We start from the raw sequence: 26,149 nt of genomic DNA, 5'->3' as shown, positions 1-26,149 counted from the left end.
GATGAGTGCAAAACAAATAGTAAAGGATTTTTACAACAGTGATTTTTTAAGGGATAAAACAGTTTTAGATAAGTTTTTTCACCCAGATGTTGAGTTTATTTGGAATAGTACTGATGGGTTAACTATCATGCATTTTGACGACCTTAAGGCTACGTTCGCTGAGATATCTAGAACCTACAATGATCTTAGAATAGAGGTGAGCCACGTACTTGAAGATGAGGGCGTTGTCACAACTCGTTATAAATACTATGTACGTACAGTAGAGAATCCAGAAGAGGAACTAGGTATCGCACATTTTATATCAATATGGCATTTAAAAGATGGAAAATTACACCGTGGCTATCAAGTTAGCCAGCCAGCAACTATTAGTGATGACACTGATGGTACTTATGAGAAGGTAAAAGTGTAAAAATTTCTTCAAAAGCTTAAGCAAAAAGCATACATTTGCAACGCAAAATTAACAATTGGTTTAACCGAAATGCTAAATCAGTTTACTAGTTAGTTTTCATAGAAATAAATAATCATTTTAAAATAGTAAAAGCAACTATGAGTGTTTTAGTTAATAAAGATTCAAAAATTATTGTTCAAGGATTTACGGGTAGTGAAGGTACTTTTCACGCCGGACAAATGATTGAATACGGGACGAACGTTGTTGGGGGAGTTACACCAGGAAAAGGTGGACAAACTCACTTAGATAGACCAGTTTTCAATACAGTTGCTGAAGCTGTAGAAAAAGTAGGAGCAGATACTACTATCATTTTTGTACCACCAGCTTTTGCTGCAGATGCAATAATGGAAGCTGCTGAAGCAGGTATTAAAGTAATTATTACAATTACTGAAGGTATCCCTGTAGCAGATATGATTAAAGCTTCTAACTACATAAAAAATAGAGATTGTCGCTTAATTGGACCTAACTGTCCAGGAGTTATTACTCCAGGTGAAGCAAAAGTAGGTATTATGCCAGGTTTTGTATTTAAAAAAGGTAAAGTAGGTATTGTTTCTAAATCAGGTACATTAACGTACGAAGCTGCAGACCAAGTTGTAAAACAAGGTTTAGGTATTACTACTGCTATTGGTATTGGTGGAGATCCAATTATTGGAACTACAACAAAAGAAGCTGTTGAGATGTTGATTAATGACCCAGAAACTGAAGCTGTGGTTATGATTGGTGAAATAGGTGGTCAACTTGAAGCAGATGCGGCTAACTGGTACAAGGCTAGCGGAAGTAAAAAACCAGTTGTTGGTTTTATCGCAGGTGAGACTGCACCAGCAGGTAGAACAATGGGGCACGCAGGTGCAATTGTTGGTGGTAGTGATGACACCGCTCAAGCTAAGAAGAAAATTATGCGTGAATGTGGTATTCACGTAGTAGATTCTCCAGCTGAAATAGGAAAAAAAGTTGCTGAGGTATTAGGATAATATCAATAATCAATAACACTATATAATATAAAACGTTTGGATTTTTCGCGAAATCCAAACGTTTTTCGTTTTTTAAATAGTTTATTGAATGTGTAATTATTCTATAAAAATCACGTTCTAAAAAATAAAAAGAAATTTAAACCAACCAAAAATGAAACACCTAAAATTATTGCTAGCTTGTACATTAGTTGCTTTTATGTCAAGTTGTAAAGAAAATGCTGAAACTACTAAAGCAGGTTTTGCATCGCACTTACAAAATGATGCTAAAGGGTATAGCTATGAAACAGTAGATAATGATCCTACAGGATTGCGCCTGTATACTTTAGATAATGGACTAAAAGTTTACTTAAGTCAAAATAAAGATGAACCTAAAATTCAAACTTATATCGCTGTAAGAGCCGGTTCAAATTATGACCCTAAAGAATCTACTGGATTAGCGCATTACTTAGAGCATATGGTTTTCAAAGGAACTTCTAAAGTTGGATCAATTGATTGGGAAAAAGAAAAAGGATATTTAGAACAAATTGCACAGTTATATGAAGAACATAGAGCGGAGCAAGACCCTGAAAAACGTTTAGAGTTATACCGTAAAATAGATGAAGTTTCATTAGAAGCTTCAAATTATTCTGTTGCGAATGAATATGATAAAATGATGACTTCGCTTGGTGCTACTGGTACAAATGCTCATACCTGGTTTGAAGAAACGGTTTACAAGAATAAAATTCCTGCTAATGAACTAGACAAATGGTTGTCTTTAGAAGAAGAACGTTTTAGTGAATTAGTATTGCGTTTATTCCACACAGAATTAGAAGCGGTTTTTGAAGAGTTTAATAGAGGGCAGGATAACGACTTTAGAAAGCGTTATGCTTCTATGTTAGAAGGTTTGTTTCCTACTCACCCATATGGTCAACAAAAAACTATTGGTACAGCAGCGCATTTAAAAGCACCTTCTTTGATTGATATTAATAATTATTTTGACAAATACTATGTTCCTAACAATATGGCTATGGTACTCGTGGGAGATTTTAACTTTGATGAGACTATTGAGAAAGTAGCAAATACATTCGGGAAATTAGAAAGAAAAGATGTTGATCATCCAGTATTGCCAAAGGAAACACCACTAACAGAAGTTGTTACTACTGAGGTTTTTGGGCCTACAGCTGAAAGTGTTTCAATTGCTTTTAGAACTGAGGCGGTGAATACTCAAGAAGAAAAGTTGGTTCAAATGTGTGATATGATTCTTGCAAATGGTAATGCAGGTTTAATTGATTTAAATTTGAATCAAAAGCAATTAGTACAGAATGCAGGTTGTAGTACTACTTTCTTAAATGACTATGGCTATCATGCATTTACAGGTTCGCCTAAAGAAGGGCAATCTCTTGATGAAGTAAAGTCACTTATTTTAGAGCAAATTCAGTTGTTGAAAGAGGGGGAATTTGAAGATTGGATGATTGAAGCTGTTGTTAATGATTTAAAGAAGTCTCAATTACAACAATATGAGAATAGCACAGCTGTAGCTTCTGCTTATTACGATGCGTTTATCCACAGAGTTGATTGGAAAGACAAAGTAGCTTATTTAGATGCTTTGAAGAAGATCACTAAAGAAGAAGTTGTTGCTTTTGCTAATAATTTCTATAAAGATAATTATGTGGTCACTTACAAACGTAAAGGAGAAGATAAAAACATTGTAAAAGTGTCTAATCCAGGAATAACTCCTGTAAACCTTAACAGAGATAAAGCTTCGGAATATATCACAGAGTTTAATAAAATTGAATCAAAACCTTTAGCTCCAGAATATGTTGATTATGCTTCAGCTATAAAAGAAACAACAACTAATAATGGTTTGAAAGTTTCTTATATAAAAAATGAATCTAATGATTTGTTTGATATGAACATCATCTTCGATATGGGAAGGGATAATAATAAAAAGCTAGGTCTTGCGGTTGGGTATTTAGAATACCTTGGTACTGATAAATATTCTAATGAAGATTTGAAAAAAGAGTTTTACAAATTAGGTATTAATTATTACGTTAGTGCAGGTGGAGATCAAACATATATTGGACTCAGTGGTCTTAAGGAAAATTTACCTAAAGGGTTAGAATTATTAGAACACTTGTTAGATAACGCTGTACCTGATAGTGAAGCGTATACTAAATATGTAGCGTCAATTGTTAAGTCAAGACAAAATAACAAAACTAGCAAAGCAAGTATTCTACGTTCAGGATTAATGAACTATGCAAAATATGGCGAAAACTCTCGTTTACGTAATATTTATACTGTTGCTGAAATGAATGAAATGAATGTTCAGGAATTGGTAGATATAACTAAAGGTATCAAGGATTTCAAACAAAGAGTATTCTATTATGGTAAAGATGTTGATGCAGCAATAACTGCTTTAAATGATCATCATACTGTAAAGGAAACTTTAAACGATTATCCTGCTGCAACAGTTTACACAGAGCAAGAAACTGGAGGTAATGTTTATTTTGTAGACTATGATATGGTTCAAAGTGAAATGATGTTTTTAGCAAAAGGAGCGCCTTTCTCTCCAGAGAATATGGCGGTTTCTACTTTGTTTAATACATACTTTGGTTCAGGGTTATCTTCTATTGTTTTTCAAGAAATTAGAGAATCTAAGTCTTTAGCATATTCCGCTTGGTCTAATTATTCAACTGCTCGTAAGAAAGAAGATTCTAATTATGTGATGGCATATATAGGTACGCAAGCTAATAAAATGCCACAAGCTGTAGATGCGATGATGGGATTAATGAGTGATATGCCTGAAGCGCAAGAGCAATTTGAAGCAGCTAAAACAGCGGCATTAAAAAAATTAGCAGCGCAACGTATTACAAAATCTAATGTATTCTGGACGTACGAAAGTCTGCAGCGTTTAGGTATAAAAGAAGATAATAGAGAAGCAATGTACAATGCTATTAAGGAAATGAAGATGGAAGATTTAAGAACTTTCTTTAATGAAAATATCAAAGGACAAGAATACAATGTGATGGTAGTAGGTAACAAGAAAGATGTTGATATGGGAGCCCTTGAACAACTAGGGAAAGTTCAAGAAATGGACGTCGATTATTTATTTAACTACGGAAAAGTTGAAGATGTAAAAATGTAGGCATCACCCAATACATTTGCACATAATTGAGATCCCCACAAATTATCATAATTTGTGGGGATTTTTATTTCGCTTTGGCTTTTGTATTGAGTATATTTATCCCTTTATAATTTGGATAAAATTTCAGAATAAATTAATATATTAAGACGTATTTAAAACTATAGATATGAAGCTTTTAGAAGGAAAAACAGCTATTATTACTGGCGGAAGCCGCGGAATAGGAAAAGGGATTGTTGAAGTTTTTGCTAAACATGGAGCAAATGTAGCCTTTACTTATAACTCATCTGCAGCACCAGCTGAAGCACTTGCTGAAGAGCTTAGTAAAAGTGGAATTAAAGCAAAAGCTTATAAAAGTGATGCTTCAAGTTTTGATCAATCTCAAGAATTAGCTGCTGCAGTTTTAGAAGATTTTGGCAGCATTGACATTCTTGTGAATAATGCAGGGATTACTAAGGATAACTTGTTAATGAGAATGAGCGAAGACGATTTTGATAACGTTATTGAAGTGAATTTAAAATCGGTTTTTAATATGACTAAAGCTGTACAACGTACTATGTTGAAACAACGTAAAGGTTCTATTATCAATATGAGTTCGATTGTAGGTGTAAAAGGGAACGCTGGACAGACCAATTATGCAGCATCAAAAGCAGGTATCATCGGTTTTTCTAAATCTGTGGCTTTAGAACTTGGATCTAGAGATATCCGTAGTAATGTTATAGCTCCAGGTTTTATCGAAACTGAAATGACAGGGAAATTAGATGAAGCTACTGTGCAACAATGGCGTGATGGAATTCCACTTAAAAGAGGTGGTTCTCCAGAAGATATAGCTAATGCATGTGTTTTCTTAGCAAGTGATCTGTCATCATATATTACTGGACAAGTAATAAACGTTGACGGTGGAATGCTAACTTAAATATAAAAGGTATTCACATTATTTTTGTGATTACATTTTTGGTTGTTACATATTTCAGCAATTCAGAAATTTTTAAATCACAATTCAACTTACTCAAAACTCTTTGACACCAGAAACTATACTTTATATTATAATTGCTGCTATAATTTCAATTATTGCAGCTGGGTTTATGTATGGTTATAAAACCAAATATACGGGGAATCTTCGTTGGCTTTTTGGAATTCTTAGATTTTTATCACTTTTTGCGCTGTTGATTTTATTGATAAATCCACAGCTTAAAACTGAATCCTATACAACTGAAAGACCTCAATTACCTATTCTTGTTGATAATTCAACTTCTATAAAGGAATTGAATCAAAAAGATGCTTTATCGTTAGCGATTGATAAAATAAAATCTAATGAGGCTTTAAATGAGAAATTTGATATTTCATATTACTCTTTTGGAAATGGTTTCTCAACACTAGATACCTTAACAAATACCGAGTCTAATTCTAATATTGCTGCTGCTTTTAAATCTATAAAAGAACTTTATAGTAATCTAAAATCTCCTGTAGTGATGTTAACTGATGGGAATCAAACTATTGGTTCAGATTATGAATTTTCGAGCACATTGTTAAGTCATCCTATTTATCCTGTGATATTAGGAGACTCTACAAAGTATACCGATTTAAAAATTGAACAGCTAAATACTAATAGATATGCTTTTCTAAAAAATCAATTTCCCGTTGAAGCTATAATAGTTTACAGTGGAACTGGTAGTGTAAATTCACAATTTGTTATAAGCCAAGGTAACAGAGTTGTTTACAGGGAAATTCTATCATTTACAAACCAAGATAATACTAAAACTGTTTCAACTATAGTACCCGCTACTGCTGTAGGATTGCAACGCTATACTGCAACTGTAAAGCCTTTGAGTGATGAGAAAAATACAGTGAATAATAATAAGCGATTTGGGGTTGAAGTAATTGATCAGGCTACTAATGTGTTAATTGTAAGTGATGTACTTCATCCAGATTTGGGAATGCTAAAAAAGTCAATTGCAACTAATGAGCAACGAACTGTAACATATTTAAAACCTGAAGAAGCAGCATCAGTAGTTAACGATTATCAATTGGTGATTTTATATCAACCAATAAGAAAATTTTCTTCAGTTTTTCAAGAACTTGAAAAGTTGAATAAAAACTCTTTTGTGATTACAGGTACTCAAACCGATTGGGTATTTCTGAATAGTATTCAATCTAGATTTTCAAAAGACGTTGTAAATCAAAACGAAGATGTTAGTGCAAGTTTAAACCTTAATTACGGAACATTTTCGATAGATGATATAGGTTTTAGTGAGTTGCCGCCACTAACCACATATTTTGGTGAATTGTCTATTGCAGTGCCTCACGAAATTATTTTAGATCAAACAATAGATGGTATAGCAAGTGATAGCCCAATGTTAGTGACTATGGAACAAGGGACTTCACGTCACGCAATATGGGATGCAGAAGGATTATGGAAATGGAGAGCTCAATCTTACTTAAATGATAAAAGCTTTGAAGATTTTGATCAATTTATAGCTAAGATGGTGCAGTACCTTGCTTCAAATAAACGTAGAAGTAGGCTAGAGGTTAGTAGCGAAACTTTTTATTATAATAATAGACCACTTAAAATTTCTGCTCAGTATTTTGATAAAAATTTTGTTTTTGATAATAGCGCTTCGGTTTCAATTTCGGTTGTTAATAATCAAACAAAAGAACGATTGGTGTTTCCGTTATTATTACGTAATAATTATTACCAAGTTGATTTAAGTAATTTAGATGCAGGAACATACTCGTATACTGTTTCTGTAAAAGACGAGGAGATAGCAAGAAGTGGGAGTTTCACTATTTTAGAATTTAATGTGGAGCAACAGTTTTTAAATGCTAACATTTCAAAATTAAATAGAGTCGCAGAAAAATCAAGTGGAGTAGCTTATTTTCCAACTCAAATTGATGAGTTGATTAATAGTTTAGTGGAAAGCGATGCCTATGTAGCAGTGCAAAAGAGTGAAGAAAAAGTAGTACCTTTAATCGATTGGAAATACTTATTAGGATTGATTATTTTACTACTTTCAATCGAGTGGTTTATCAGAAAATTTAACGGACTTATATAAACATATCATGGAAAAATTACCAAAAATTGGAATACCAGTAATCGTTCTTGCGGTTATATTAATTATCATTTTAGCAAAATCTGCTGTAACTATTGGTTCTGGAGAAGCTGGAGTGCTTTATAAAGTATTTGATAAAGGGGTTGTAATTGATGAGCCACCCTTAGGTGAGGGGTTTCATTTAATCGCACCTTGGAATAAAGTTATTATTTATGAAGTAAGGCAACAAGAGCTTTTCGAAAAAATGAAAGTACTTTCTTCAAATGGTTTGGAAATTCAAATTGATGCTTCAGCTTGGTACCAACCAGTTTATTCTGAATTAGGAAGACTACACCAAAACTTAGGAGAGAACTATTTAGGTCGAGTTATCCAGCCGGCAATTAGATCTGCTGCAAGAAGTGTTGTTGGTCGTTATACACCAGAGCAATTGTACAGTAGCAAGCGTGATGCAATTCAAGATGAAATTTACGCTGAAACGAAGACTATTCTTGCTAAGCAATACGTACAACTAAATGAAGTATTAGTTAGAGATGTAACGCTTCCTAATACCATTAAGGATGCAATTGAACGTAAATTAAAGCAAGAGCAAGAATCTCTAGAATATGAGTTTAGATTAGTTACAGCTGCAAAAGAAGCAGAAAAAGTAATTATTGAAGCGCAAGGTAAAGCAGATGCAAACAAAATTCTAAGTGCTTCTTTGACAGATAAAATTCTACAAGATAAAGGTGTTGATGCTACATTAAAATTAAGTGAATCTCCTAATACAAAAGTAATTGTGATAGGTGGTGGTGAAGGCGGTTTACCTATAATTTTAGGGAACAACTAGTTCCGAAATAGTATATTTTTAAAAACCGTTTTGAGAAATCAAAACGGTTTTTTTGTTTTTAATGATAGTCTGTCAATAATTGAATTTTTAAAATTTTTAAATTAAATATTAAGCACTATTTTTAAACAAATTAAAATTTCCGAAGTACACTAAATAACTCGCAATTAAAAAAAGTGTAACTTTGTATCCTGAATATGTTTCAGAACACTTCTATGAGCCAAAAAACACTATTAAACGCAACTGAGATACACATCGCATTGCATCGTTTGGCTTGTCAATTAATAGAAAAACACGATACTTTTTCAAATACAGTACTTATTGGGATTCAACCTCGAGGTATTTTTCTAGCAAAAAGATTAAAAGAACTTTTAGAAAGTGAATATAAAATCAAGAATATTCTCTTGGGACAATTAGATATTACTTTCTATCGTGACGATTTTAGACGCAGCGACAAGCCCTTTCAAGCAAATCAAACAACAATTGACTTTGTTGTGGAAAATAAAAATGTTGTTTTTATAGATGACGTTTTATATACAGGAAGAAGTATTAGGAGTGCTTTAACGGCAATACAATCATTTGGGAGACCTTTAGAAATAGAGTTGCTTACATTGATTGATAGACGATTTAGTAGGCATTTACCTATACAGCCGGACTATCGTGGAAGGCAAGTTGATGCCATTGGTGATGAAAAAGTAAAAGTGTGCTGGAAGGAAAACGAAGGAGAGGATGCAGTTTATTTAGTTAAAAGTTAGGATATGAGCGAACTAAGTGTCAATCATTTATTAGGAATCAAATATATCACAGAAGCTGATATTCAACTCATTTTTGAGACGGCAGATCAATTTAAGGAGGTTATTAATCGCCCTATTAAAAAAGTGCCTTCGCTTCGTGATATCACTATAGCCAATCTATTTTTTGAAAATAGTACTCGAACTAGACTTTCTTTTGAGTTAGCCGAAAAGCGCTTGTCTGCAGATACAGTTAATTTTTCAGCAGCTTCGTCTTCTGTTAAAAAAGGGGAAACCTTGGTTGATACAGTAAACAATATATTGTCTATGAAAGTAGATATGGTAGTCATGCGTCATCCAAATCCAGGTGCAGGAATCTATCTTTCTAAACACATAGGAGCTAGTATTGTAAATGCTGGTGATGGTGCTCACGAACACCCAACACAAGCATTACTCGATAGCTATTCAATAAGAGAAAAGTTGGGTGACGTAGCAGGTAAAAAAGTTGTCATTGTTGGTGATATTTTACACTCAAGAGTAGCCTTGTCTAATATTTTTGCTCTCCAGAAATTAGGAGCAACCGTAAAAGTGTGTGGCCCTAAAACATTAATTCCAAAACATATAGAATCACTAGGTGTGACTTATGAGCCGCATCTTGAAAAAGCATTAAATTGGTGTGATGTAGCTAATATGCTACGTGTACAAAATGAACGTATGGATATTAGTTATTTTCCATCGACTAGAGAATACACACAGCAATTTGGTTTAAATAAAAAGATTTTAGATAATTTAAATAAAGAGATTGTTGTAATGCACCCAGGTCCTATTAATAGGGGAGTTGAGATTACTAGTGACGTTGCAGATAGTAAGCAATCTATTATTTTAAATCAAGTAGAAAACGGTGTAGCGGTTAGAATGGCTGTACTTTATTTACTTGCATCAAAAATTCAGAGAAATGAAAATTAAAGTAGCTCCTAAATTCACCGTGTTAACTGATGAGCACGATGATGTAAAAGATTTTTCAAAGTTTCTAGAATATCAAATCCCAAAACACTATGCTAAAGTTAATGTAGTTGTAGATTTACTTAAATACGACCAATTTAGTTTAGAAGATTTATTGACCTATATGAAAGTGTCAACAGAGCATCGCAAAGAAAAAAAATCCTTTGTAATTGTAAATAATGCTATAAACCCAGATACAGTTCCTATTGAAATTATTGTGGTTCCTACTTTACAGGAAGCTGAAGATATTATTGAAATGGAAGAAATAGAAAGAGATTTAGGCTTTTGATTATGCACATTTAAATGAAACTAACTATACTGGGCTGTCATTCTGCTACTCCTCGATGGGATGCAAACCCAACATCACAAATTTTAGAAGTAAAAGGGCATCTATTTCTTATTGATTGCGCTGAAGGTACGCAAGTGCAACTTCGACGATTTAAAGTTAAGTTTTCACGAGTTAAACATATTTTTATATCACATCTACACGGAGATCATTTTTTTGGACTTGTAGGTCTTATTTCAACATTTCGGCTTCTAGGTAGAGAAGCAGATTTACATATTTACGGTCCAAAAGGTATTAAAGATGCCGTTTTGCTTCAGCTTAAATTAGGAAAAAGTTACACTAACTATAAGCTCTTTTTCCACGAGTTAGAAAGTAAAGAGCCACAACTATTGTTTGAAGATGATAAGGTTTCAGTTACAACAATACCTTTAGATCATCGAATTTATACTAACGGTTTTCTATTTCAAGAGAAATTAGGCGAGCGCAAACTCGATGTAGAAAAAGCAAGGTCACTTAATGTTGAGATGAGCTATTATAATAAAATTAAAAAAGGAGCTGATGCCCCAACAAAGGACGGTGGATTAGTACTAAACAGTTTGATAACACTTGATCCTGATCCTGCAAAAAGCTACGCATATTGTAGCGATACAGCTTATTACCCTCGTATAATTACTCAAATTACAAATGTTACGGCTTTGTATCATGAATCTACATTTTTACAGAAAGACCAAGCATTAGCTGTAAAAACGAAACACAGTACAGCACAAGAGGCAGCACAAATTGCTGTTGCAGCAAAGGTTGGTCAATTAATTTTAGGTCATTATTCTGGGCGATACGGAAATTATAATTTGTTTAAAGAAGAAGCTAACCAGTATTTTGAAAATGTAACTCTTGCTCAAGACGGTAAAGTGATTGATATTAATTAAATTCAACATCATTTTAAAGTTATAATTATTCTGAAATATTAACCGAAAATTAATTTTAGCATATTTCAGAAATTCTCCATTCTTCGTACCTTGCAATAAAGCCTCAACAAATGAATAGAGATCTTCATAATTATCGTAAATCATACCAAAAAGGGACATTAGACAAGAGTGATGTTCTGGCAAACCCAATGGAACAATTTCGTGATTGGTTTCATCAAGCTGAAATATCTAAAACAGTTGATGAAGTAAATGCAATGACTTTGAGCACTGTTAACGATAAAGGAATGCCTAGAGGAAGAATAGTGTTGCTTAAAGAAGTCACTAAGGAAGGTTTCATTTTCTATACTAATTATGGAAGTAAAAAAGGGCAAGCAATTGAGCATAACTCAAATGTGAGTTTGTCATTTTTTTGGCCTTCGTTAGAGCAACAAGTTATTATAGAAGGAAAAGCAATTAAAATTTCCGAAGAAAAATCTTTAAATTACTTTAAGCAAAGACCTAAAGATAGTCAGCTAGGAGCATTGGTTTCAAACCAATCGCAAGAGGTTAAAGATAGAGAGACTATTGAGAATCGATTAGCTGCATTACAAAAGGAATACGAAAGCAAAGAAGTGCCTAAGCCAGATAATTGGGGTGGTTTTATTGTTAAACCCGAAGCTTTTGAATTTTGGCAAGGTAGACATAGTAGATTACACGATAGAATGTATTATTTAAAAATTGATAATTCCTGGGAAGTAAAACGATTACAACCTTAATACTTTGTAACCAATGAAAACATTATACTTTGCTCGTCATGCAAAATCATCGTGGAAGCACGATGTTGATGATCATCAACGCCCATTAAAAAGTAGAGGTAGAAGTGATGCCTCTTTAGTATCTGACAAAGCTGCTACTGAAATGAAGCCACCTCAGTTTTGTATAAGTAGTGATGCAGTGAGAGCAAAAACTACCGCTGCATATTTTGTAAATGCTTTTAAGGTAGCTGATGAAAATTTTAAACTAGACCATTCATTGTATGACTTTAGCGGTCAACAAGTAATGAGTTTGATTAAAGAATTAGATGATTCCTATAATCGTGTGATGATATTTGGGCACAATCATGCCTTTACATCAATAGTAAATATGCTAGGGAATGAGTACATTGAAAATGTACCTACTAGCGGCTTTGTTGCTATAGAATTTGATTCAGACTCTTGGCAAAATATTACAGTAGGGAAAACAATTAAAACAATTTTCCCAAGAAATTTAAAATAATTCAATGACGCCATCTAATACAGAAAACACATATTTTAATAGAGAGTTAAGTTGGTTACAATTTAATGGAAGGGTTCTTCAGGAGGCTGAAGATATAAGTACACCATTAATTGAGCGACTTCGTTTTATTGGGATTTTTTCAAATAATCTTGACGAGTTTTTTAAAGTACGTTACGCTACTATTAAACGTATTGCTGATGCAGGAAAGGGTGGGCGTAGTTTTTTAGGTGGTAAAAGTGCAGCTGAACTACTTGAAATGATTACCCAAACGGTAATTAAACATCAAAAAACAAGTTTACGTATCCTTGATGATATTAGAAAGGAATTACGAAAAGAAAATATTTTCATTATTGATGAAACTGAAGTTACTGAAAGTCAGAAGCCATTTATAATGGATTACTTTGTTTCTAAAGTAAGTCCGGCGTTAGTCACAATTATGATTGGTGAATTAGAGAAATTTCCTTCCTTAAAAGACAGTGCAGCCTATTTAGCAGTCAAAATGGTCATGTCTAAAGATGACACTATTTTTAACACTAAAAATAACTATGCACTTATTGAGATACCAAAAAATGTAGAGCGTTTTGTGGTACTTAATCCTGAAGGTGATAAACAGTTCCTTATTATTTTAGATGATTTAATTCGTTATTGTCTTCATTATATTTTCAATATTTTTAAATACGATAGTATTTCGGCACACATGATTAAAATAACACGTGATGCTGAATTAGATATTGAAAGTGATTTAAGTAAAAGTTTCATTGATAAAATTTCAAAAAGTGTAAAAAACAGAAGTACAGGAGATCCTGTTCGTTTTGTTTATGATAAAAAAATTGATAAAGAAACCCTTCAATTTTTGATGCAAAAAATGGGTATTGACGCTACCGATAGTATTATTCCTGGAGGAAGATATCATAATAGACGAGACTATATGGGATTCCCTAGTTTAGGTAGAAAAGATTTGCAGTATGAAAAAATTGCGCCTTTACCTATTCCTGGTTTAAACTTGCAAGGTAGTCTATTAGATAAAATTTCATCTAAAGATTATTTGCTTTATGCTCCTTATCAATCGTTTTCGTATGTTGTTAAGTTTTTAAGGGAAGCTGCATTAGACCCAACAGTTACTACTATTAAGATTACAATTTATAGGCTTGCTGAAGTTTCACACATTGCTAGCTCGCTTATAAATGCAGCTAAAAATGGAAAAGAAGTAACAGTTCAAATTGAATTACAAGCACGTTTTGATGAGCAAGCAAATATCTATTATGCTGAACAAATGCAGAGTGAAGGTGTTAAGTTGATTTTTGGGGTTACTGGCTTAAAAGTACATTGTAAGGCTTGTGTAGTTGAAAGACAAGAGAAAGACAAAGTGCGTAGATATGCTTTTATTAGCACAGGAAACTTTAATGAATCTACTGCTCGTATTTATACAGATTATACTTTGTTTACAGCAAACCAAAAAATTGTAAAAGAACTAAACAAAGTTTTCGACTTTTTTGAAGTAAATTATAAGGTGAAAAAGTACAATCATTTAATTGTATCACCACATTATACTAGAAATGCCATCTATAGTTTAATTGAAACCGAAATATTAAATAATATTAAGGGTAAAAAAAGTGGTATTAGACTTAAGTTAAATAGTTTGTCAGATTATAAAATGATTGATAGGTTATATGCTGCTAGTAGAGCGGGAGTGAAAGTACAGTTGATTATTAGAGGAATTTGTTGTTTAATTCCTGGTGTAAAAGGAATGAGTGAAAATATTGAAGTTATTAGCATTGTAGACAAATTTTTAGAGCATCCTCGTTTGTATATTTTTGAGAACGATGGCAATCAAAAAATGTATATTTCTTCCGCAGATTTTATGGGAAGGAACCTAGATAATAGAGTTGAGATTTCTTGTCCTATTTATGATGATGAAATTAAACAAGAAATAAATGATACATTTAATATATGCTGGAGTGATAATGTTAAAGCAAGAATGATTAATGATAAGCAAGATAACGCGTACCGTAAAAACGATAATATTAAGGTACGCTCGCAGTTTGCTACATATGAATATTATAAAAATAAATTAGAAGCTTAACGTGTTAAAAATCAATAAATATGCGGCAATTGACATAGGATCAAATGCCATTAGATTATTAATAGCTACGGTTATTGAGAAGGAAGGATATGCGCCGCAATTTAAAAAAACATCTTTAGTGAGATTGCCTATTCGATTAGGGGCAGATGTTTTCCTTGAAGGTAAAATTTCAGATGTTAATTATGAGCGTATGAAAGATGCTATGAAAGCATATAGCCTCATAATGAAAAATCATAAAATAAAAAAATACCGTGCTTGTGCTACAAGCGCAATGCGTGAAGCTGAAAACGGAATTCAAGTTGCAAAAAAGCTTTTTGATGCTACTGGTATTGATATCCAAATTATAGATGGAAATGATGAAGCTGCAATTATAGCTACTACAGATTTGAACCATTTAATACAAGATAACAAAGTATTTCTTTATGTTGATGTAGGTGGTGGAAGTACAGAGTTTACGGTATTTGCAAATGGTAATACTATAACTTCACGTTCTTTTAAATTAGGAACTGTTCGTATAATCAATGATATGGTTAAAGAGTCTATCTGGAACGATGTTAAGTCTTGGATAGTTGAAAACACTAAGGATTACGACAAAATTGAAGTAATTGGTTCTGGTGGAAATATAAATAGTATATATCGATTTAGTGAGAAAAAGGTTGGGAAGCCTTTAAGTTATTTTTTTCTAGCTAATTTCTATGAAGAGGTTAAATCATTGACATATCACGAGCGTATTTTTGAAATGCAAATGAACCCTGATAGGGCAGATGTGATTGTGCCGGCAACAAGAATATATTTATCTGCAATGAAATGGTCAAAAGCTAAAAACATTTATGTACCAAAAATTGGTTTAGCAGATGGTATTGTAAAAAGCCTTTACAATGAACAAAAAGCAAGAGATTTGTTAGTGAAATAAGTACGAAAGGTAGCGCTTGTTTTATCCGTGAATACTGCCGCCAGTACTTAAATTAGACATTACTTCGGCTTCAAATTCTAATAATTGTTGCCATTTTTGATCCACTTCTTGGCGGTCACCGTATTGTCTTGCAAATCCTAAAAACATTGTATAATGTCCTGCTTCACTAATCATCAAATTACGATAAAAAGTTGCTAGTTCTTGATCTTCAAGTTGTTCGCTCAGTAATCTGAAACGTTCACAGCTTCTAGCTTCAATGAGTGCGGCTAATAATAAGCGATGTACTAGCTGAGTAGTTCGACTTCCACCTTTTGGGAAGAATTTCAATAAGGCAAGCACATATTCATCTTTACGATCGCGCCCCATTGTCCAACCACGTTCTAAAATTTTATCGTGTACTAGCTTGAAATGGCTTATTTCTTCTTTTACAAGTTTCACCATTTCTTGAACTAAGTCAGAATATTCCGGAAATGAAACTATAAGTGAAATAGCTGTTGAAGTTGCTTTCTGCTCACAGTAAGCGTGATCTGTAAGGATTTCTTCAATATTTTTTTCGACAATATTTACCCAACGTGGATCTGTAGGTAATTTTAATCCTAACATTTTTATTACTGAAGTGTCGTCTTGTGCTTTCATTTTAAATATCTAAGTCGAATGTTTTTCGAAGTTCTTCAAGTAGCGGGTTTATCGCTACTAATTTTTCGTATTTTTCTTTAGTGGTATAAGCATAACGTTTCATCTCTTTTTCATCTACTTCGATAGAGAGATCTACATCATAATTTTGAAGTTTTTTACGCAAAAACTGAAGTAACTCATACTTTTCGCGTTCCATTTCTATTTTAATAGTCTCGTTAGGAAAAACTAAATGAATTAAGTTTCCTTCTAATTTTGGAGTGCCCATCCTTAAATGAGAGTGAAGAATATGTTTTCCTTCTTTTGCTACTATTTCGGTAAATTCTTTCCATCCTTCAAGCATTTCGGCTTCTGTAAATGGATTAGTAGGTAAATTTTCAACGTCTGGTTCGTTTGCTTCTTGCTCTAGTTTGAGTTTCTTTTTAGCAACAATACTTTTTAATGATAGCGCAGATACTTGTCTTTCCCGTCTAGGTATATTTATTTCTGGAGCCTTTTTTTGTTGAGAGACTTCAGCAGGACTTTCAGTTTTTGTTGTAGTTTGTTTATCGGTTACTTCGGTTTTAGCTATTACATGAGTGTTTGGTTCAGTACTTTCTTTGTTAATTGCACTAGTGTAACCTGATGGTTGTTCACTCTTTTCGATATCTAATATTTCAGGAGGAGAAATAGGAGTAACGTCATTAAAATGTGATGGTGGAAGTATAAATGGAGTGTCTCCTATGCTACTGGAGTTTTTTTTTTAGCAGTAAGCGAAGCTAATTGCATTAAGCATAACTCTACGAGTAAGCGTTGGTTTTGTGATGTTTTGTACTTTAAGTCACAATTGTTAGCTAGTTCAATACCTTCCAATAAAAAGTCTCGGTCACATTTTTGCGATTGTTCAAAGTACATTGCCTTAACTTGTTCACCTACTTCAAGTAGTTGAATGGTAACTTGGTTTTGACAAACCATTATATCTCTAAAGTGTGATGCTAGACCCATAACAAAATGGTGCCCATCAAACCCCTTAGATAAAATGGTGTCATAAGCTAATAGTATTTTAGGGATATCATTTGCAAGAAATAAATCGGTTATCGCAAAGTAGTAAGTGTAATCTAATACGTTCAGGTTTTCTGTAACTGCTTTTCGGGTAAGGTTTTTACCTGAAAAACTAACCACACGGTCAAATATTGAAAGTGCATCTCTTAATGCACCATCTGCTTTTTGAGCGATAACGTGTAATGCGTCATCTTCAGCTTCAATACCTTCTTGTTTTGCAACATCGTGAAGATGTTCTTTAATGTCTTTTACTGTAATTCGTTTAAAATCGAATATTTGACAACGAGAAAGTATAGTTGGTATAATCTTATGTTTCTCAGTTGTTGCAAGTATAAATATGGCGTGTTTAGGTGGTTCTTCTAGAGTTTTTAGAAATGCATTAAATGCTGATGATGACAACATGTGTACCTCATCAATAATATATACTTTGTATTTTCCTACTTGTGGTGGAATTCTAACTTGGTCAGTCAGATTTCTAATATCATCTACAGAGTTATTAGAAGCAGCATCTAATTCAAAAATATTAAATGCAAAATCTTCATCAGTTTGATCTGTACCATCCTGATTTATTTTCTTTGCTAAAATTCGAGCACAGGTTGTTTTACCCACACCTCTTGGCCCTGTAAACAATAATGCTTGCGCTAAATGATTACTTTCTATGGCGTTTTCTAAAGTATTAGTTATAGCCTGTTGTCCCACTACGTCCTTAAAAACGAGGGGTCTGTACTTTCTGGCTGATACTATAAAAGGTTCCATAAATTGAATAATAGCTGTTACAGCAAATATACTAATGTGGGGTATTAATTATTAAAATTTCGGCTTCGTATTTATCGCTATTTATTAACATTAAAGGTACATTTGCCGCAGCAGGCCGCCTTACCGTCGCCAATTTTAATTGGGGGAGGAAAGTCCGGGCACCATAGGGAAGCATAGCGGCTAACGGCCGTCGTCTTAAACTTGTTTTAAGATAGGACAAGTGCAACAGAAAGTATGTACAGGTAATGCTGTAGTGAAACCAGGTAAACTCTATGCGGTGAAATGCCACGTAAACCAGCGCTAAGGGTTCCCGCCCGTGTTGGAGGGTAGGCAGATTGAATAGTGCGGTAACGTACTATCTAGATAAATGGTAAGGAATTTCTAGGATAACTTAGATTGAACAGAACCCGGCTTATAGGCCTGCTTTTTTTTAAAAGACTCTAATTGAGTCGAAATCCACTCTAAGGCTTTAGACTCGATGTGAAAAATTTCAATTAAACAGTTATGCAACGTACTTTCAAATTGGGCGTTTCTGTATGATTTATCATTATAACAAACTATAGCGGTACCGACTAAGTTTTCATATTGTAATGAATATATAAAACTAGTAGGATTTACTGTGTAATCAAATACTCTATTTGAAATATAACCGAAAGGTTTATGTTTAAAATACTTGTCAAATACTTTATGTACTTCGTCTAGTTTTTTGTGATCAAAAAGTACCCCTTCGTGAACGGTTGTCACAATATATTCATCATAAATTTCAAGTTTGACAAAGTCTAAATTAATAGTCTCTAATAGGGGGGATCTCATTGGTAATAGGTTGAAAATTTAAGTAAGAAAGATAAATCTTTAGCTTACAAGTAGCGACGTTGAGTCTTTCCTACGTAAATTTAAACAAAATAATGAATTATTTAACTAAAAAAGCTAAAAACTGAACCACCATACCTTCTAGCTTCTGTAAAGCCTTTAATACTAGATAGGTTTAAATGTTTTGTATGTTCTATTATAACTTGACCATCAGTTTTTAGAAAACCATTTTCAATACTTGAAGTCACTAATTCTTCTAATTGCTCTACGGTAAAATTATATGGAGGATCTGCAAAAATAATATCGAAGCTAGCACCGCGGCTAGTTTTTAAATATTTAAAACAATCTGCTTTTACAGTTTGAATATTAAAGTTTAATTCTTCGGAAATTTGCGAAATGTATTTAATACAGCCATAATGACTGTCTACCGCTGTAATTTGAGGACAACCTCTAGATCCAAACTCATAACTAATGTTTCCCGTACCCGAAAACAAGTCTAACAGTGACGATTCGCTAAAATGGATATTATTATTTAATATATTAAATAATGCCTCTTTGGCAAAATCTGTTGTTGGTCTAACAGGTAGTGATTTTGGTGCTGTTAATCTTTTGCCTTTATACGTTCCTGATATAATTCTCATTTGGTTGCTTTAGATAATAAGTAGTAAGTATAAGCTTTATTTGAAATGGTATTCAACATAGAAAGCTCTGCAAAGGTAATGTGTCTAATGTACTTAAAAAGTATTGTAAACAAATCAACTTCTTTTGAGATAGCTCCACTAAGTACTATTGGTGTTTCATTAGGGTCTAATTGTAACTGTTCAAAACAGAATAAAATATAATATATAAAATCTTCACTTGTTTTGTAAGAGTACACATTGTGTAATTGAAGCTTACCTTTAAATATTACTGTGCAGAAAAAAATGTCTTTAGCAACATCAATAAATACAGTAGTTTCTTTCTTAAAGCTAGATGATTTTATGGAATCTTCGATAGCTATAGTAGAGGAGTGGTAATATTTAAATGACCCATAAGTGTCAAATATGTAATTATTGATATTGATGTAAGGAACATAAACAACAACAATTTCTTGATTTGTGATAACATCAAATGCTATGAAATCTGTGGGGAGTATTTTAGTATTAAATTTTAAATAATTAGCAGCTTCATTTTCATCAAAAAGTGCTTGAGGTACAACGGTAATTAAATCGTTTTGATGTACAACAGTTACCGAATCAAAAGAGCCTTGTAATTCAGGAAATTTGGCAATGGTTGTTGTTAGTGCTATAAGAGCTTCATCAGGTGATGTGGCGTTACTAAAAGTAGCGGTATGCGAAAAAAGCACGGTGTTTAAACTAACATCTTTCACTAAAAAAGAATGTCCGATCAAAGAAATTTGAACGGACAGACTTTTAATGATATGTTGTTGACTATTTGTCTTGCTTAGGTGCGTCATAAATTTTAGGCCAGTTACCTGAAGTGTCTACAGTTTCTAACGATCCTACTTTAATATATTTTCCGTTAACTCCCTCAACAGAGACAACCATCTTCTCTTGAGAAAGTAAGTCTTTATCTAAGTCACCAAGAATTACATCTTTAGCAACCTTTGCTTCGAATGCTGAGTAAGGATCATCATTTTTGATTACAACACCAGCTTTCAATTCGAATTCAGCATCAACTCCTTCAACTGGAATTTTCATCATTCTTTTGTAACGATCAGTTCCACCGTAAAGTGAATCTTTAATAGGAGTAAAACCTAACGTGTCAATTAAAGTTTCCTCTAAAATATACCCACCAGTTTTAGCATCAAGTCCAAAAGCTCTGTTTTTCTTCTCATCTGCGTAGAATGTATCTCTACGTTGTACTCTTGCAAATTGAGCAGTATCAATAAAACGAATTAAACTGTCAAAACTTCCTGTGAATTTTCCGTTAATTTCTTTAAAAGCTAATTCGGCAGAGCGAATATCTTTCAAATTATCGATTACTTTTGCATAACGAGCATCACGTTTCTCGTTAAACTTTACCGGTCCAATAATGGAACTATAAAGTTGCCAAGCTAAAAATGCGATTAATACCCATAATACGAGCTGAATAATTAGTTTCATTATCTTGAAAGTTTAAGTTTTTAGTTTATAATGGTCTCTCGCAAATCTACAATTTTTTTTTGTTCGTAAAAGTATATTGTAAAAAAATCATGGCATCTTTAACCCATAAATTTAAGTAGTGTAAATGGATATAAAACAATTTTACAGCGTTTTAAAAAGCGATTTCCCTCATAATGCAACACTTAAACAAGATATTGCGCTTCAATTACTGTCAAAATTTTTATTAAGTAAGGAAAAAAATGAGCTATTTCTTCTCAAAGGATATGCTGGAACAGGAAAAACTACAATTACAGGTACAATTGTTAAAAATCTATGGAAAGCTCAAATGAGCCCAGTGTTAATGGCACCTACGGGAAGAGCAGCTAAAGTAATTAGTAATTATGCAAATAAAGAAGCTTTTACTATTCATAAAAAAATATATTTCCCAAAAGCTAAAAAAGGTGGTGGAGTTAGCTTTACACTTCAAACAAATAAACATCGTAATACCTTATTTATAGTTGATGAAGCTTCAATGATTCCTGATGTTAATCAAGATGCTAAATTATTCGAAAATGGCTCTTTATTAGATGACCTTATCCAATATGTATATAGTGGTCATAACTGTAAAATTCTATTTATAGGAGATACAGCACAGTTACCACCAATTAAACTAGACGTTAGTCCTGCGCTCGATGCACGAATTTTAGAAATGAAATTTGATAAAGAATGTATTGAATTAGAATTAGACGAAGTTGTAAGGCAACAACAGGATAGTGGAATTTTAACTAATGCAACTAGACTTCGTGAAGTATTAAACGAAGGAATATACGATAGGTTTAAATTTAGTGGAATCACTTTTCCAGATGTAATTCGTCCATCAGACGGAATGGAAATTATGGATGCACTAGAGGAAAATTATAATGATGATAAACAGGACGATACAGTATTTATAGTACGTTCAAATAAAAGAGCAAACCTATATAATCAAAATATTAGAAGTAGAATTTTATACCAAGAGGAAGAACTTTCTCCTGGTGACCGCTTAATGGTGGTTAAAAACAATTATTTTTGGGTCTCAGCAGAAAGTGATGCTGGTTTTATTGCAAATGGGGATATTATTGAAGTACTCGAGCTATTTAGAATTGTAGAATTATATGGTTTTAGATTTGCTGAAGTTAAAGTGCAAATGGCAGATTATCCAAGAATGAAAGCATTTGAAACAGTACTGCTGTTAGACACATTGTCATCTGAGTCACCATCGTTAACTTATGAAGATTCCAATAAATTGTATCAAGCCGTTATGGAAGATTATCAACACGAAACTTCAAAATATAAAAAGTTTCAAGCGGTTAAAAAGAATCGATATTTTAATGCATTGCAAATTAAGTTTTCTTACGCTATCACCTGCCATAAAAGCCAAGGTGGACAATGGGAGAACGTTTTTGTAGAGCAACCTTATTTACCAAATGGAATAGATAAAGACTATTTGAGATGGCTCTATACAGCAATCACAAGAGCACAAAAAAGATTGTATTTAATAGGTTTCAAAGAAGATTTTTTTGAGGCATAGCCAAAATATTAATGAATTAAAATTTCGGCATAACTTATGATTGTTTAATTCCGAAATATTCTAAAAACAAAAAAAAGTGAAGATAATTGCTATGATACCCGCGCGTTATGCTGCATCAAGATTTCCAGGAAAGCTAATGAAAGAGCTAGGCGGAACCCCAGTAATTGTTAGAACCTATGAGGCTACTGTTGCTACTAATTTATTTGATGAAGTATATGTAGTTACTGATAGTGATATCATCTATAATGTAATTACTGCTCAGGGTGGTAAAGCTATTATGAGTAAAAAAGAACACGAATGTGGAAGCGATCGTATTGCTGAAGCCGTGGAGAATATGGATATTGATATTGTTGTTAATGTTCAGGGTGATGAACCTTTTACAAATAGAGAAGTTCTGGAGCAGGTTTTAGAAGTTTTTAAAGGTGAAGATGCAGATAAAATTGACCTCGCATCTTTAATGGTGAGAATTAATGATTGGGATGAAATAAATGACCCAAATACCGTTAAAGTAATTGTAGATAAAAATAATTTTGCACAGTATTTTTCAAGATCTCCTATTCCTTATCAAAGAGATAAACAAGTGGAGGTGCCCTATTACAAGCATAAAGGTATATACGCATTTAGAAAACAAGCAATTTTAGATTTCTATAAATTACCAATGGGAACCCTAGAGGCTGCCGAAAAAATTGAATGTATTCGATATTTAGAATACGGAAAAAATATTAAAATGGCCGAAACTACAATTCTAGGAGTAGAAATTGACACTCCAGAAGATTTAGAAAAAGCTGAAAGACTTTTAAGTAATAAAACTGCAAATTAAAACGGACTAAACAGGTAGTTTTACATTGTTTTATAAATAAAAGTGAACACATAAAAGTTAGTACAGTACATGGGAATAACAAGTTTTTTTTATCATAAAGTTTTAGGTTGGACAATTGATGGTGACTTTGATCGATCAATTAAAAAGGCGGTGCTTATTTGTGCCCCGCATACTAGCTATTTTGATTTTATTTTATCCATATTAGCTCGCCGAATTTTAAATGTTGAAATCAACTTTGTTGGAAAAAAGGAATTATTTAAATGGCCTTTTGGTTGGTATTTTAGATGGATGGGTGGAGCCCCTTTAAATAGAGGTAAAGCCGAAAATAAAGTGGAAGCTATTGCTAATGTAATAAATAGTAAAAAAGAATTTAGAATGGCACTTGCTCCTGAGGGAACTCGAAAAAAAGTAGAATCTTGGAAAACTGGTTACTACTATATTGCTATGAAAGCTGGTGTTCCTATCATTCCAATTAGTTTTGATTATCCAAAAAAAACCTTGAGTATAGGTGATGCCTTTTATCCTACAGGTGATTTAGAAAAAGACGAGAAGGAGTTGCGTAAATTTTATGTAGGTGTAGTAGGTAAAATTCCAGAGTGGACATAATAACATTACGCAATTACTAAAATCTTATGTTTTTCTTTTGTAGAATTAAGATGTTGAGCTTAACATTCTATTATACAAATTTCTTGTTAACTCAACTTTTCTTGGAATGAGTTAACTGTCTGAATTTCAGTTGCATTTAGTTAAATCTTAGTTAATGATTGCAAGCAGGTTTTTTCTGTTTCATTGATGTAGTTATCTATGTCATAAACATAAAAACAAATCATATGAAAACATTAAAATTTTTAACAATTTCAGCAATCGCTTCACTAACATTTATTTCTTGCGGAGATGATGATGACATAACTGGAGACGACTTGAGAGTTAATCTTTATGCATCAAGTAATACAAGTGGAAATATTACAGCGTATCAAATAGAAGATGACGGTGATGTAGAAGTTAGAACACTACTTACAATAGCAGCAAGTACAGATGGTGAAGGTCTTTTTGTTGATAGTGATGAGGACGAAATTACACAAGTAAGTAGAAGTAATAAAAACATTAATACTTACGATGAATTAGACGGAACTGATGACGGTGATGCATTAGAAATTGAAGCAGGAGGACCAACAATTTTAGGGAGTCCTAGAGATATAGCTGTTAATGGAAACCTATATGTTGTTTCAGATAATATGGATGTTGATGGAGATGATTCTACAGTAGATAATCGATTATGGGTTTTTGTAAGGAACGATAATACGTATACTTTAAGAAACGTTATCACTACAGATTTTGCTGTATGGGGTATTGAATTTGTAGGTGGAAATTTATACGCAGTAGTTGATAAAACAAATGAGGTAGCATTGTTTTCAGATTTTGAAAATAACTTTACAACTTCAGGAACGGCTTTACCATCTAAACGAATAGCTATTGAAGGAATTGTAAGAACACACGGTTTAGGACAAGATGGAGGAACAATGATTTTAACTGATATTGGTGATGCACAAAGTGATAGCGATGGAGGTTTTCATTTTATATCAGATTTTCAAGCAAAATTTAGCGCTGTAGAGGATGGTGGAACATTATCGGTTGCTGGTAATCAAATACGTGTAGCAGGTTCTTCAACATTTTTAGGAAATCCTGTAAGCGTTGATTTTGATTCAGATTCTAATACTGTTTATATTGCAGAGAGAGCAAATTCAGGAGGACGAGTATTAGCATTTACAAATCCAATAGCAGGAGGTAACATTGCGCCTAATTTTAACTATTTATTAGATGGAGCATCTTCAGTAATATTTTCTCAAGATTAAATTTAAGTTGATCTATAAAATTGATCTAAATATAAAACTCCCAATTCATATTTATGAATTGGGAGTTTTTTGATCAATGAGGTTACCTAAAATTTCTAAGAAGAATAACTAAGCATATTACTCAGCACTTTCTTCCATTGTATGATATACGTTTTGTACATCATCATCTTCCTCTAATTTTTCTAAAAGTTTTTCAACGTCAGCTGTTTGTTCAGCGGTAAGTTTTTTAGTAACCTGTGGAATACGTTCAAAACCTGAAGACAAGATTTCAATATTATTAGCCTCTAAATACGCCTGAATATTTCCGAAGCTTTCAAAAGGAGCATAAATCATCACGCTAGTTTCTTCTTCACCATCTGCATTTTCCTCAGTATCTTCGAAAATTTCCTCAACTCCTTCGTCAATAAGCTCTAGCTCTAAATCTTCTAGATTTAAACCTTCACCTTTAACTTTAAAGTTACAAGTGTGGTCAAACATAAAAACAACTGAGCCTGAAGTACCCAAACTTCCATCTGTTTTATTGAATGCTGCACGAACATTAGCTACAGTTCTTGTATTATTATCAGTTGCAGTTTCAATTAAAACTGCAATACCGTGTTGTGCATACCCTTCAAAAATAACTTCTTTATAATCACCTTGACTTTTGTCACTCGCTCTTTTTATGGCGCGTTCAACGTTGTCTTTAGGCATATTTACAGACTTCGCATTTTGAATAACGGCACGCAATCGCGAATTAGAATCTGGATCTGGACCGCCTTCTTTAACAGCCATTACAATATCTTTCCCTATACGTGTAAACGCTTTACTCATTGCTGACCAGCGTTTCATTTTACGTGCTTTTCTAAACTCAAAAGCTCTTCCCATAATTAGTTTCTTAGTGTTTGAAATCGATAAGGATTTCAAGTATTTATTAATAGTTCAAATATAGAAATTCCAAAACAGATTTTCCAAATTCTAAAAAAAGAAAAATGTCT

The 26,149-nt window shown here is 33.0% G+C and carries 25 protein-coding genes and 1 other RNA gene; 19 read left to right on the top strand and 7 right to left on the bottom strand.

Translation table 11 applies throughout. The annotated features are described in order from the left end of the window. Position 1: 1 nt before the first annotated feature. The 14 genes from GBH57_RS13100 (at position 2) to GBH57_RS13035 (ending at position 15,608) form a co-directional block, all read left to right on the top strand. On the top strand, positions 2-409 hold the full coding sequence (locus tag GBH57_RS13100) for a nuclear transport factor 2 family protein (protein ID WP_151674950.1): 408 nt from the start codon (positions 2-4) through the stop codon (positions 407-409). A 137-nt stretch (positions 410-546) separates the two neighbouring features. Next, entirely contained in the window at positions 547-1,419 is an 873-nt protein-coding gene (gene sucD / locus GBH57_RS13095) for a succinate--CoA ligase subunit alpha (protein WP_151674949.1), read from the top strand. 151 nt (positions 1,420-1,570) lie between these two features. Next, positions 1,571-4,543 carry a M16 family metallopeptidase gene (locus GBH57_RS13090; RefSeq protein ID WP_151674948.1) on the top strand — a complete coding sequence of 991 codons (2,973 nt, stop codon included), beginning with the start codon at positions 1,571-1,573 and terminating at the stop codon, positions 4,541-4,543. Positions 4,544-4,709: 166 nt separating this feature from the next. Continuing rightward, a complete protein-coding gene (fabG, locus tag GBH57_RS13085) occupies positions 4,710-5,456 on the top strand; it encodes a 3-oxoacyl-[acyl-carrier-protein] reductase (protein WP_151674947.1) in 747 nt (248 codons plus the stop codon). Positions 5,457-5,559: 103 nt separating this feature from the next. Further along, entirely contained in the window at positions 5,560-7,593 is a 2,034-nt protein-coding gene (locus GBH57_RS13080) for a VWA domain-containing protein (protein ID WP_151674946.1), read from the top strand. Between the two features lie 7 nt (positions 7,594-7,600). Beyond that, entirely contained in the window at positions 7,601-8,416 is an 816-nt protein-coding gene (locus tag GBH57_RS13075) for a prohibitin family protein (protein ID WP_151674945.1), read from the top strand. Positions 8,417-8,628: 212 nt separating this feature from the next. Next, positions 8,629-9,168: a bifunctional pyr operon transcriptional regulator/uracil phosphoribosyltransferase PyrR gene (gene pyrR, locus GBH57_RS13070; RefSeq protein ID WP_151674944.1), complete on the top strand. Its 540-nt coding sequence runs from the start codon at positions 8,629-8,631 to the stop codon at positions 9,166-9,168. A 3-nt stretch (positions 9,169-9,171) separates the two neighbouring features. Next, the gene (locus GBH57_RS13065) at positions 9,172-10,110 is read left to right on the top strand and encodes an aspartate carbamoyltransferase catalytic subunit (protein ID WP_151674943.1); all 939 of its coding nucleotides are present in this window, start codon (positions 9,172-9,174) and stop codon (positions 10,108-10,110) included. After that, a complete protein-coding gene (locus tag GBH57_RS13060; RefSeq protein ID WP_151674942.1) occupies positions 10,100-10,435 on the top strand; it encodes a ribonuclease Z in 336 nt (111 codons plus the stop codon). Before GBH57_RS13065 ends, GBH57_RS13060 begins: the two co-directional genes overlap by 11 nt. Positions 10,436-10,449: 14 nt before the next feature. Further along, positions 10,450-11,358, top strand: a complete 909-nt coding sequence (locus GBH57_RS13055) for a ribonuclease Z (RefSeq protein WP_151674941.1) — start codon at positions 10,450-10,452, stop codon at positions 11,356-11,358. A 110-nt stretch (positions 11,359-11,468) separates the two neighbouring features. Beyond that, entirely contained in the window at positions 11,469-12,113 is a 645-nt protein-coding gene (pdxH, locus tag GBH57_RS13050) for a pyridoxamine 5'-phosphate oxidase (protein ID WP_151674940.1), read from the top strand. A gap of 13 nt (positions 12,114-12,126) precedes the next feature. Continuing rightward, positions 12,127-12,612 carry a SixA phosphatase family protein gene (locus GBH57_RS13045; protein ID WP_151674939.1) on the top strand — a complete coding sequence of 162 codons (486 nt, stop codon included), beginning with the start codon at positions 12,127-12,129 and terminating at the stop codon, positions 12,610-12,612. Between the two features lie 4 nt (positions 12,613-12,616). Beyond that, positions 12,617-14,695: a polyphosphate kinase 1 gene (ppk1, locus tag GBH57_RS13040; RefSeq protein ID WP_151674938.1), complete on the top strand. Its 2,079-nt coding sequence runs from the start codon at positions 12,617-12,619 to the stop codon at positions 14,693-14,695. Position 14,696: 1 nt separating this feature from the next. Next, positions 14,697-15,608, top strand: a complete 912-nt coding sequence (locus tag GBH57_RS13035) for a Ppx/GppA phosphatase family protein (protein ID WP_151674937.1) — start codon at positions 14,697-14,699, stop codon at positions 15,606-15,608. 21 nt (positions 15,609-15,629) lie between these two features. Here GBH57_RS13035 and GBH57_RS13030 read toward each other — a convergent pair whose 3' ends face one another. From GBH57_RS13030 to dnaX, 3 genes are all read right to left on the bottom strand, one after another. Further along, on the bottom strand, positions 15,630-16,211 hold the full coding sequence (locus GBH57_RS13030; RefSeq protein ID WP_151675027.1) for a MiaE family protein: 582 nt from the start codon (positions 16,209-16,211) through the stop codon (positions 15,630-15,632). A gap of 34 nt (positions 16,212-16,245) precedes the next feature. Then, the gene (locus tag GBH57_RS16405; RefSeq protein WP_151674936.1) at positions 16,246-16,584 is read right to left on the bottom strand and encodes a DUF8439 domain-containing protein; all 339 of its coding nucleotides are present in this window, start codon (positions 16,582-16,584) and stop codon (positions 16,246-16,248) included. Positions 16,585-16,961: 377 nt separating this feature from the next. Then, positions 16,962-18,038 (bottom strand): DNA polymerase III subunit gamma/tau, encoded by a 1,077-nt coding sequence (gene dnaX, locus GBH57_RS16400; protein WP_151674935.1) that lies wholly within the window; start codon positions 18,036-18,038, stop codon positions 16,962-16,964. A gap of 107 nt (positions 18,039-18,145) precedes the next feature. On the opposite strand from dnaX, the gene rnpB reads away from it, so the two are divergent. After that, an RNA gene (rnpB, locus tag GBH57_RS13015) (RNase P RNA component class A) lies at positions 18,146-18,469 on the top strand. A 483-nt stretch (positions 18,470-18,952) separates the two neighbouring features. Here the strand turns inward: rnpB and GBH57_RS13010 are convergent. The 3 genes from GBH57_RS13010 to GBH57_RS13000 are packed head-to-tail and all read right to left on the bottom strand — an operon-like array spanning position 18,953 to position 20,953. Next, positions 18,953-19,489, bottom strand: coding sequence for an RsmD family RNA methyltransferase (locus tag GBH57_RS13010; protein ID WP_151674934.1), 537 nt, complete (start codon positions 19,487-19,489; stop codon positions 18,953-18,955). Then, positions 19,486-20,304, bottom strand: coding sequence for a DUF3822 family protein (locus GBH57_RS13005; protein ID WP_151674933.1), 819 nt, complete (start codon positions 20,302-20,304; stop codon positions 19,486-19,488). The genes GBH57_RS13010 and GBH57_RS13005 overlap by 4 nt, the downstream gene beginning before the upstream one ends. Beyond that, positions 20,279-20,953, bottom strand: a complete 675-nt coding sequence (locus tag GBH57_RS13000; RefSeq protein WP_151674932.1) for a hypothetical protein — start codon at positions 20,951-20,953, stop codon at positions 20,279-20,281. The genes GBH57_RS13005 and GBH57_RS13000 overlap by 26 nt, the downstream gene beginning before the upstream one ends. Positions 20,954-21,077: 124 nt before the next feature. Between GBH57_RS13000 and GBH57_RS12995 the strand changes: the two genes are divergently transcribed. From GBH57_RS12995 to GBH57_RS12980, 4 genes are all read left to right on the top strand, one after another. Then, positions 21,078-22,502, top strand: a complete 1,425-nt coding sequence (locus tag GBH57_RS12995; RefSeq protein WP_151674931.1) for an ATP-dependent DNA helicase — start codon at positions 21,078-21,080, stop codon at positions 22,500-22,502. Between the two features lie 91 nt (positions 22,503-22,593). Further along, entirely contained in the window at positions 22,594-23,322 is a 729-nt protein-coding gene (kdsB, locus tag GBH57_RS12990; protein WP_174844040.1) for a 3-deoxy-manno-octulosonate cytidylyltransferase, read from the top strand. A gap of 69 nt (positions 23,323-23,391) precedes the next feature. Beyond that, positions 23,392-23,928, top strand: coding sequence for a 1-acyl-sn-glycerol-3-phosphate acyltransferase (locus tag GBH57_RS12985; protein WP_151674929.1), 537 nt, complete (start codon positions 23,392-23,394; stop codon positions 23,926-23,928). A gap of 224 nt (positions 23,929-24,152) precedes the next feature. Continuing rightward, complete coding sequence (locus GBH57_RS12980; protein ID WP_151674928.1) at positions 24,153-25,175, top strand: hypothetical protein; 1,023 nt, start codon at positions 24,153-24,155, stop codon at positions 25,173-25,175. Between the two features lie 117 nt (positions 25,176-25,292). Here the strand turns inward: GBH57_RS12980 and GBH57_RS12975 are convergent, their stop codons facing one another. Beyond that, positions 25,293-26,039, bottom strand: coding sequence for a YebC/PmpR family DNA-binding transcriptional regulator (locus GBH57_RS12975; RefSeq protein WP_151674927.1), 747 nt, complete (start codon positions 26,037-26,039; stop codon positions 25,293-25,295). Between the last annotated feature and the right edge of the window lie 110 nt (positions 26,040-26,149).

The sequence above is a fragment of the Patiriisocius marinus genome (assembly GCF_008974325.1).
Taxonomy (GTDB): Bacteria; Bacteroidota; Bacteroidia; order Flavobacteriales; family Flavobacteriaceae; genus Patiriisocius; species Patiriisocius marinus.
This window is presented reverse-complemented; position numbering and strand designations above follow the sequence as displayed.

Excerpts from the sequence above, each read along its gene's own strand:
- GBH57_RS13100 (WP_151674950.1), top strand. The coding sequence starts at position 2 with ATGAGTGCAAAACAAATAGTAAAGGATTTTTACAACAGTGATTTTTTA.
- sucD (WP_151674949.1), top strand. The coding sequence starts at position 547 with ATGAGTGTTTTAGTTAATAAAGATTCAAAAATTATTGTTCAAGGATTT.
- GBH57_RS13090 (WP_151674948.1), top strand. The coding sequence starts at position 1,571 with ATGAAACACCTAAAATTATTGCTAGCTTGTACATTAGTTGCTTTTATG.
- fabG (WP_151674947.1), top strand. The coding sequence starts at position 4,710 with ATGAAGCTTTTAGAAGGAAAAACAGCTATTATTACTGGCGGAAGCCGC.
- GBH57_RS13075 (WP_151674945.1), top strand. The coding sequence starts at position 7,601 with ATGGAAAAATTACCAAAAATTGGAATACCAGTAATCGTTCTTGCGGTT.
- pyrR (WP_151674944.1), top strand. The coding sequence starts at position 8,629 with ATGAGCCAAAAAACACTATTAAACGCAACTGAGATACACATCGCATTG.
- GBH57_RS13065 (WP_151674943.1), top strand. The coding sequence starts at position 9,172 with ATGAGCGAACTAAGTGTCAATCATTTATTAGGAATCAAATATATCACA.
- GBH57_RS13060 (WP_151674942.1), top strand. The coding sequence starts at position 10,100 with ATGAAAATTAAAGTAGCTCCTAAATTCACCGTGTTAACTGATGAGCAC.
- GBH57_RS13055 (WP_151674941.1), top strand. The coding sequence starts at position 10,450 with ATGAAACTAACTATACTGGGCTGTCATTCTGCTACTCCTCGATGGGAT.
- pdxH (WP_151674940.1), top strand. The coding sequence starts at position 11,469 with ATGAATAGAGATCTTCATAATTATCGTAAATCATACCAAAAAGGGACA.
- GBH57_RS13045 (WP_151674939.1), top strand. The coding sequence starts at position 12,127 with ATGAAAACATTATACTTTGCTCGTCATGCAAAATCATCGTGGAAGCAC.
- ppk1 (WP_151674938.1), top strand. The coding sequence starts at position 12,617 with ATGACGCCATCTAATACAGAAAACACATATTTTAATAGAGAGTTAAGT.
- GBH57_RS13030 (WP_151675027.1), bottom strand. The coding sequence starts at position 16,211 with ATGTTAGGATTAAAATTACCTACAGATCCACGTTGGGTAAATATTGTC.
- GBH57_RS16405 (WP_151674936.1), bottom strand. The coding sequence starts at position 16,584 with ATGCTTGAAGGATGGAAAGAATTTACCGAAATAGTAGCAAAAGAAGGA.
- dnaX (WP_151674935.1), bottom strand. The coding sequence starts at position 18,038 with ATGGAACCTTTTATAGTATCAGCCAGAAAGTACAGACCCCTCGTTTTT.
- GBH57_RS13010 (WP_151674934.1), bottom strand. The coding sequence starts at position 19,489 with ATGAGAATTATATCAGGAACGTATAAAGGCAAAAGATTAACAGCACCA.
- GBH57_RS13005 (WP_151674933.1), bottom strand. The coding sequence starts at position 20,304 with ATGACGCACCTAAGCAAGACAAATAGTCAACAACATATCATTAAAAGT.
- GBH57_RS13000 (WP_151674932.1), bottom strand. The coding sequence starts at position 20,953 with ATGAAACTAATTATTCAGCTCGTATTATGGGTATTAATCGCATTTTTA.
- GBH57_RS12995 (WP_151674931.1), top strand. The coding sequence starts at position 21,078 with ATGGATATAAAACAATTTTACAGCGTTTTAAAAAGCGATTTCCCTCAT.
- kdsB (WP_174844040.1), top strand. The coding sequence starts at position 22,594 with ATGATACCCGCGCGTTATGCTGCATCAAGATTTCCAGGAAAGCTAATG.
- GBH57_RS12985 (WP_151674929.1), top strand. The coding sequence starts at position 23,392 with ATGGGAATAACAAGTTTTTTTTATCATAAAGTTTTAGGTTGGACAATT.
- GBH57_RS12980 (WP_151674928.1), top strand. The coding sequence starts at position 24,153 with ATGAAAACATTAAAATTTTTAACAATTTCAGCAATCGCTTCACTAACA.
- GBH57_RS12975 (WP_151674927.1), bottom strand. The coding sequence starts at position 26,039 with ATGGGAAGAGCTTTTGAGTTTAGAAAAGCACGTAAAATGAAACGCTGG.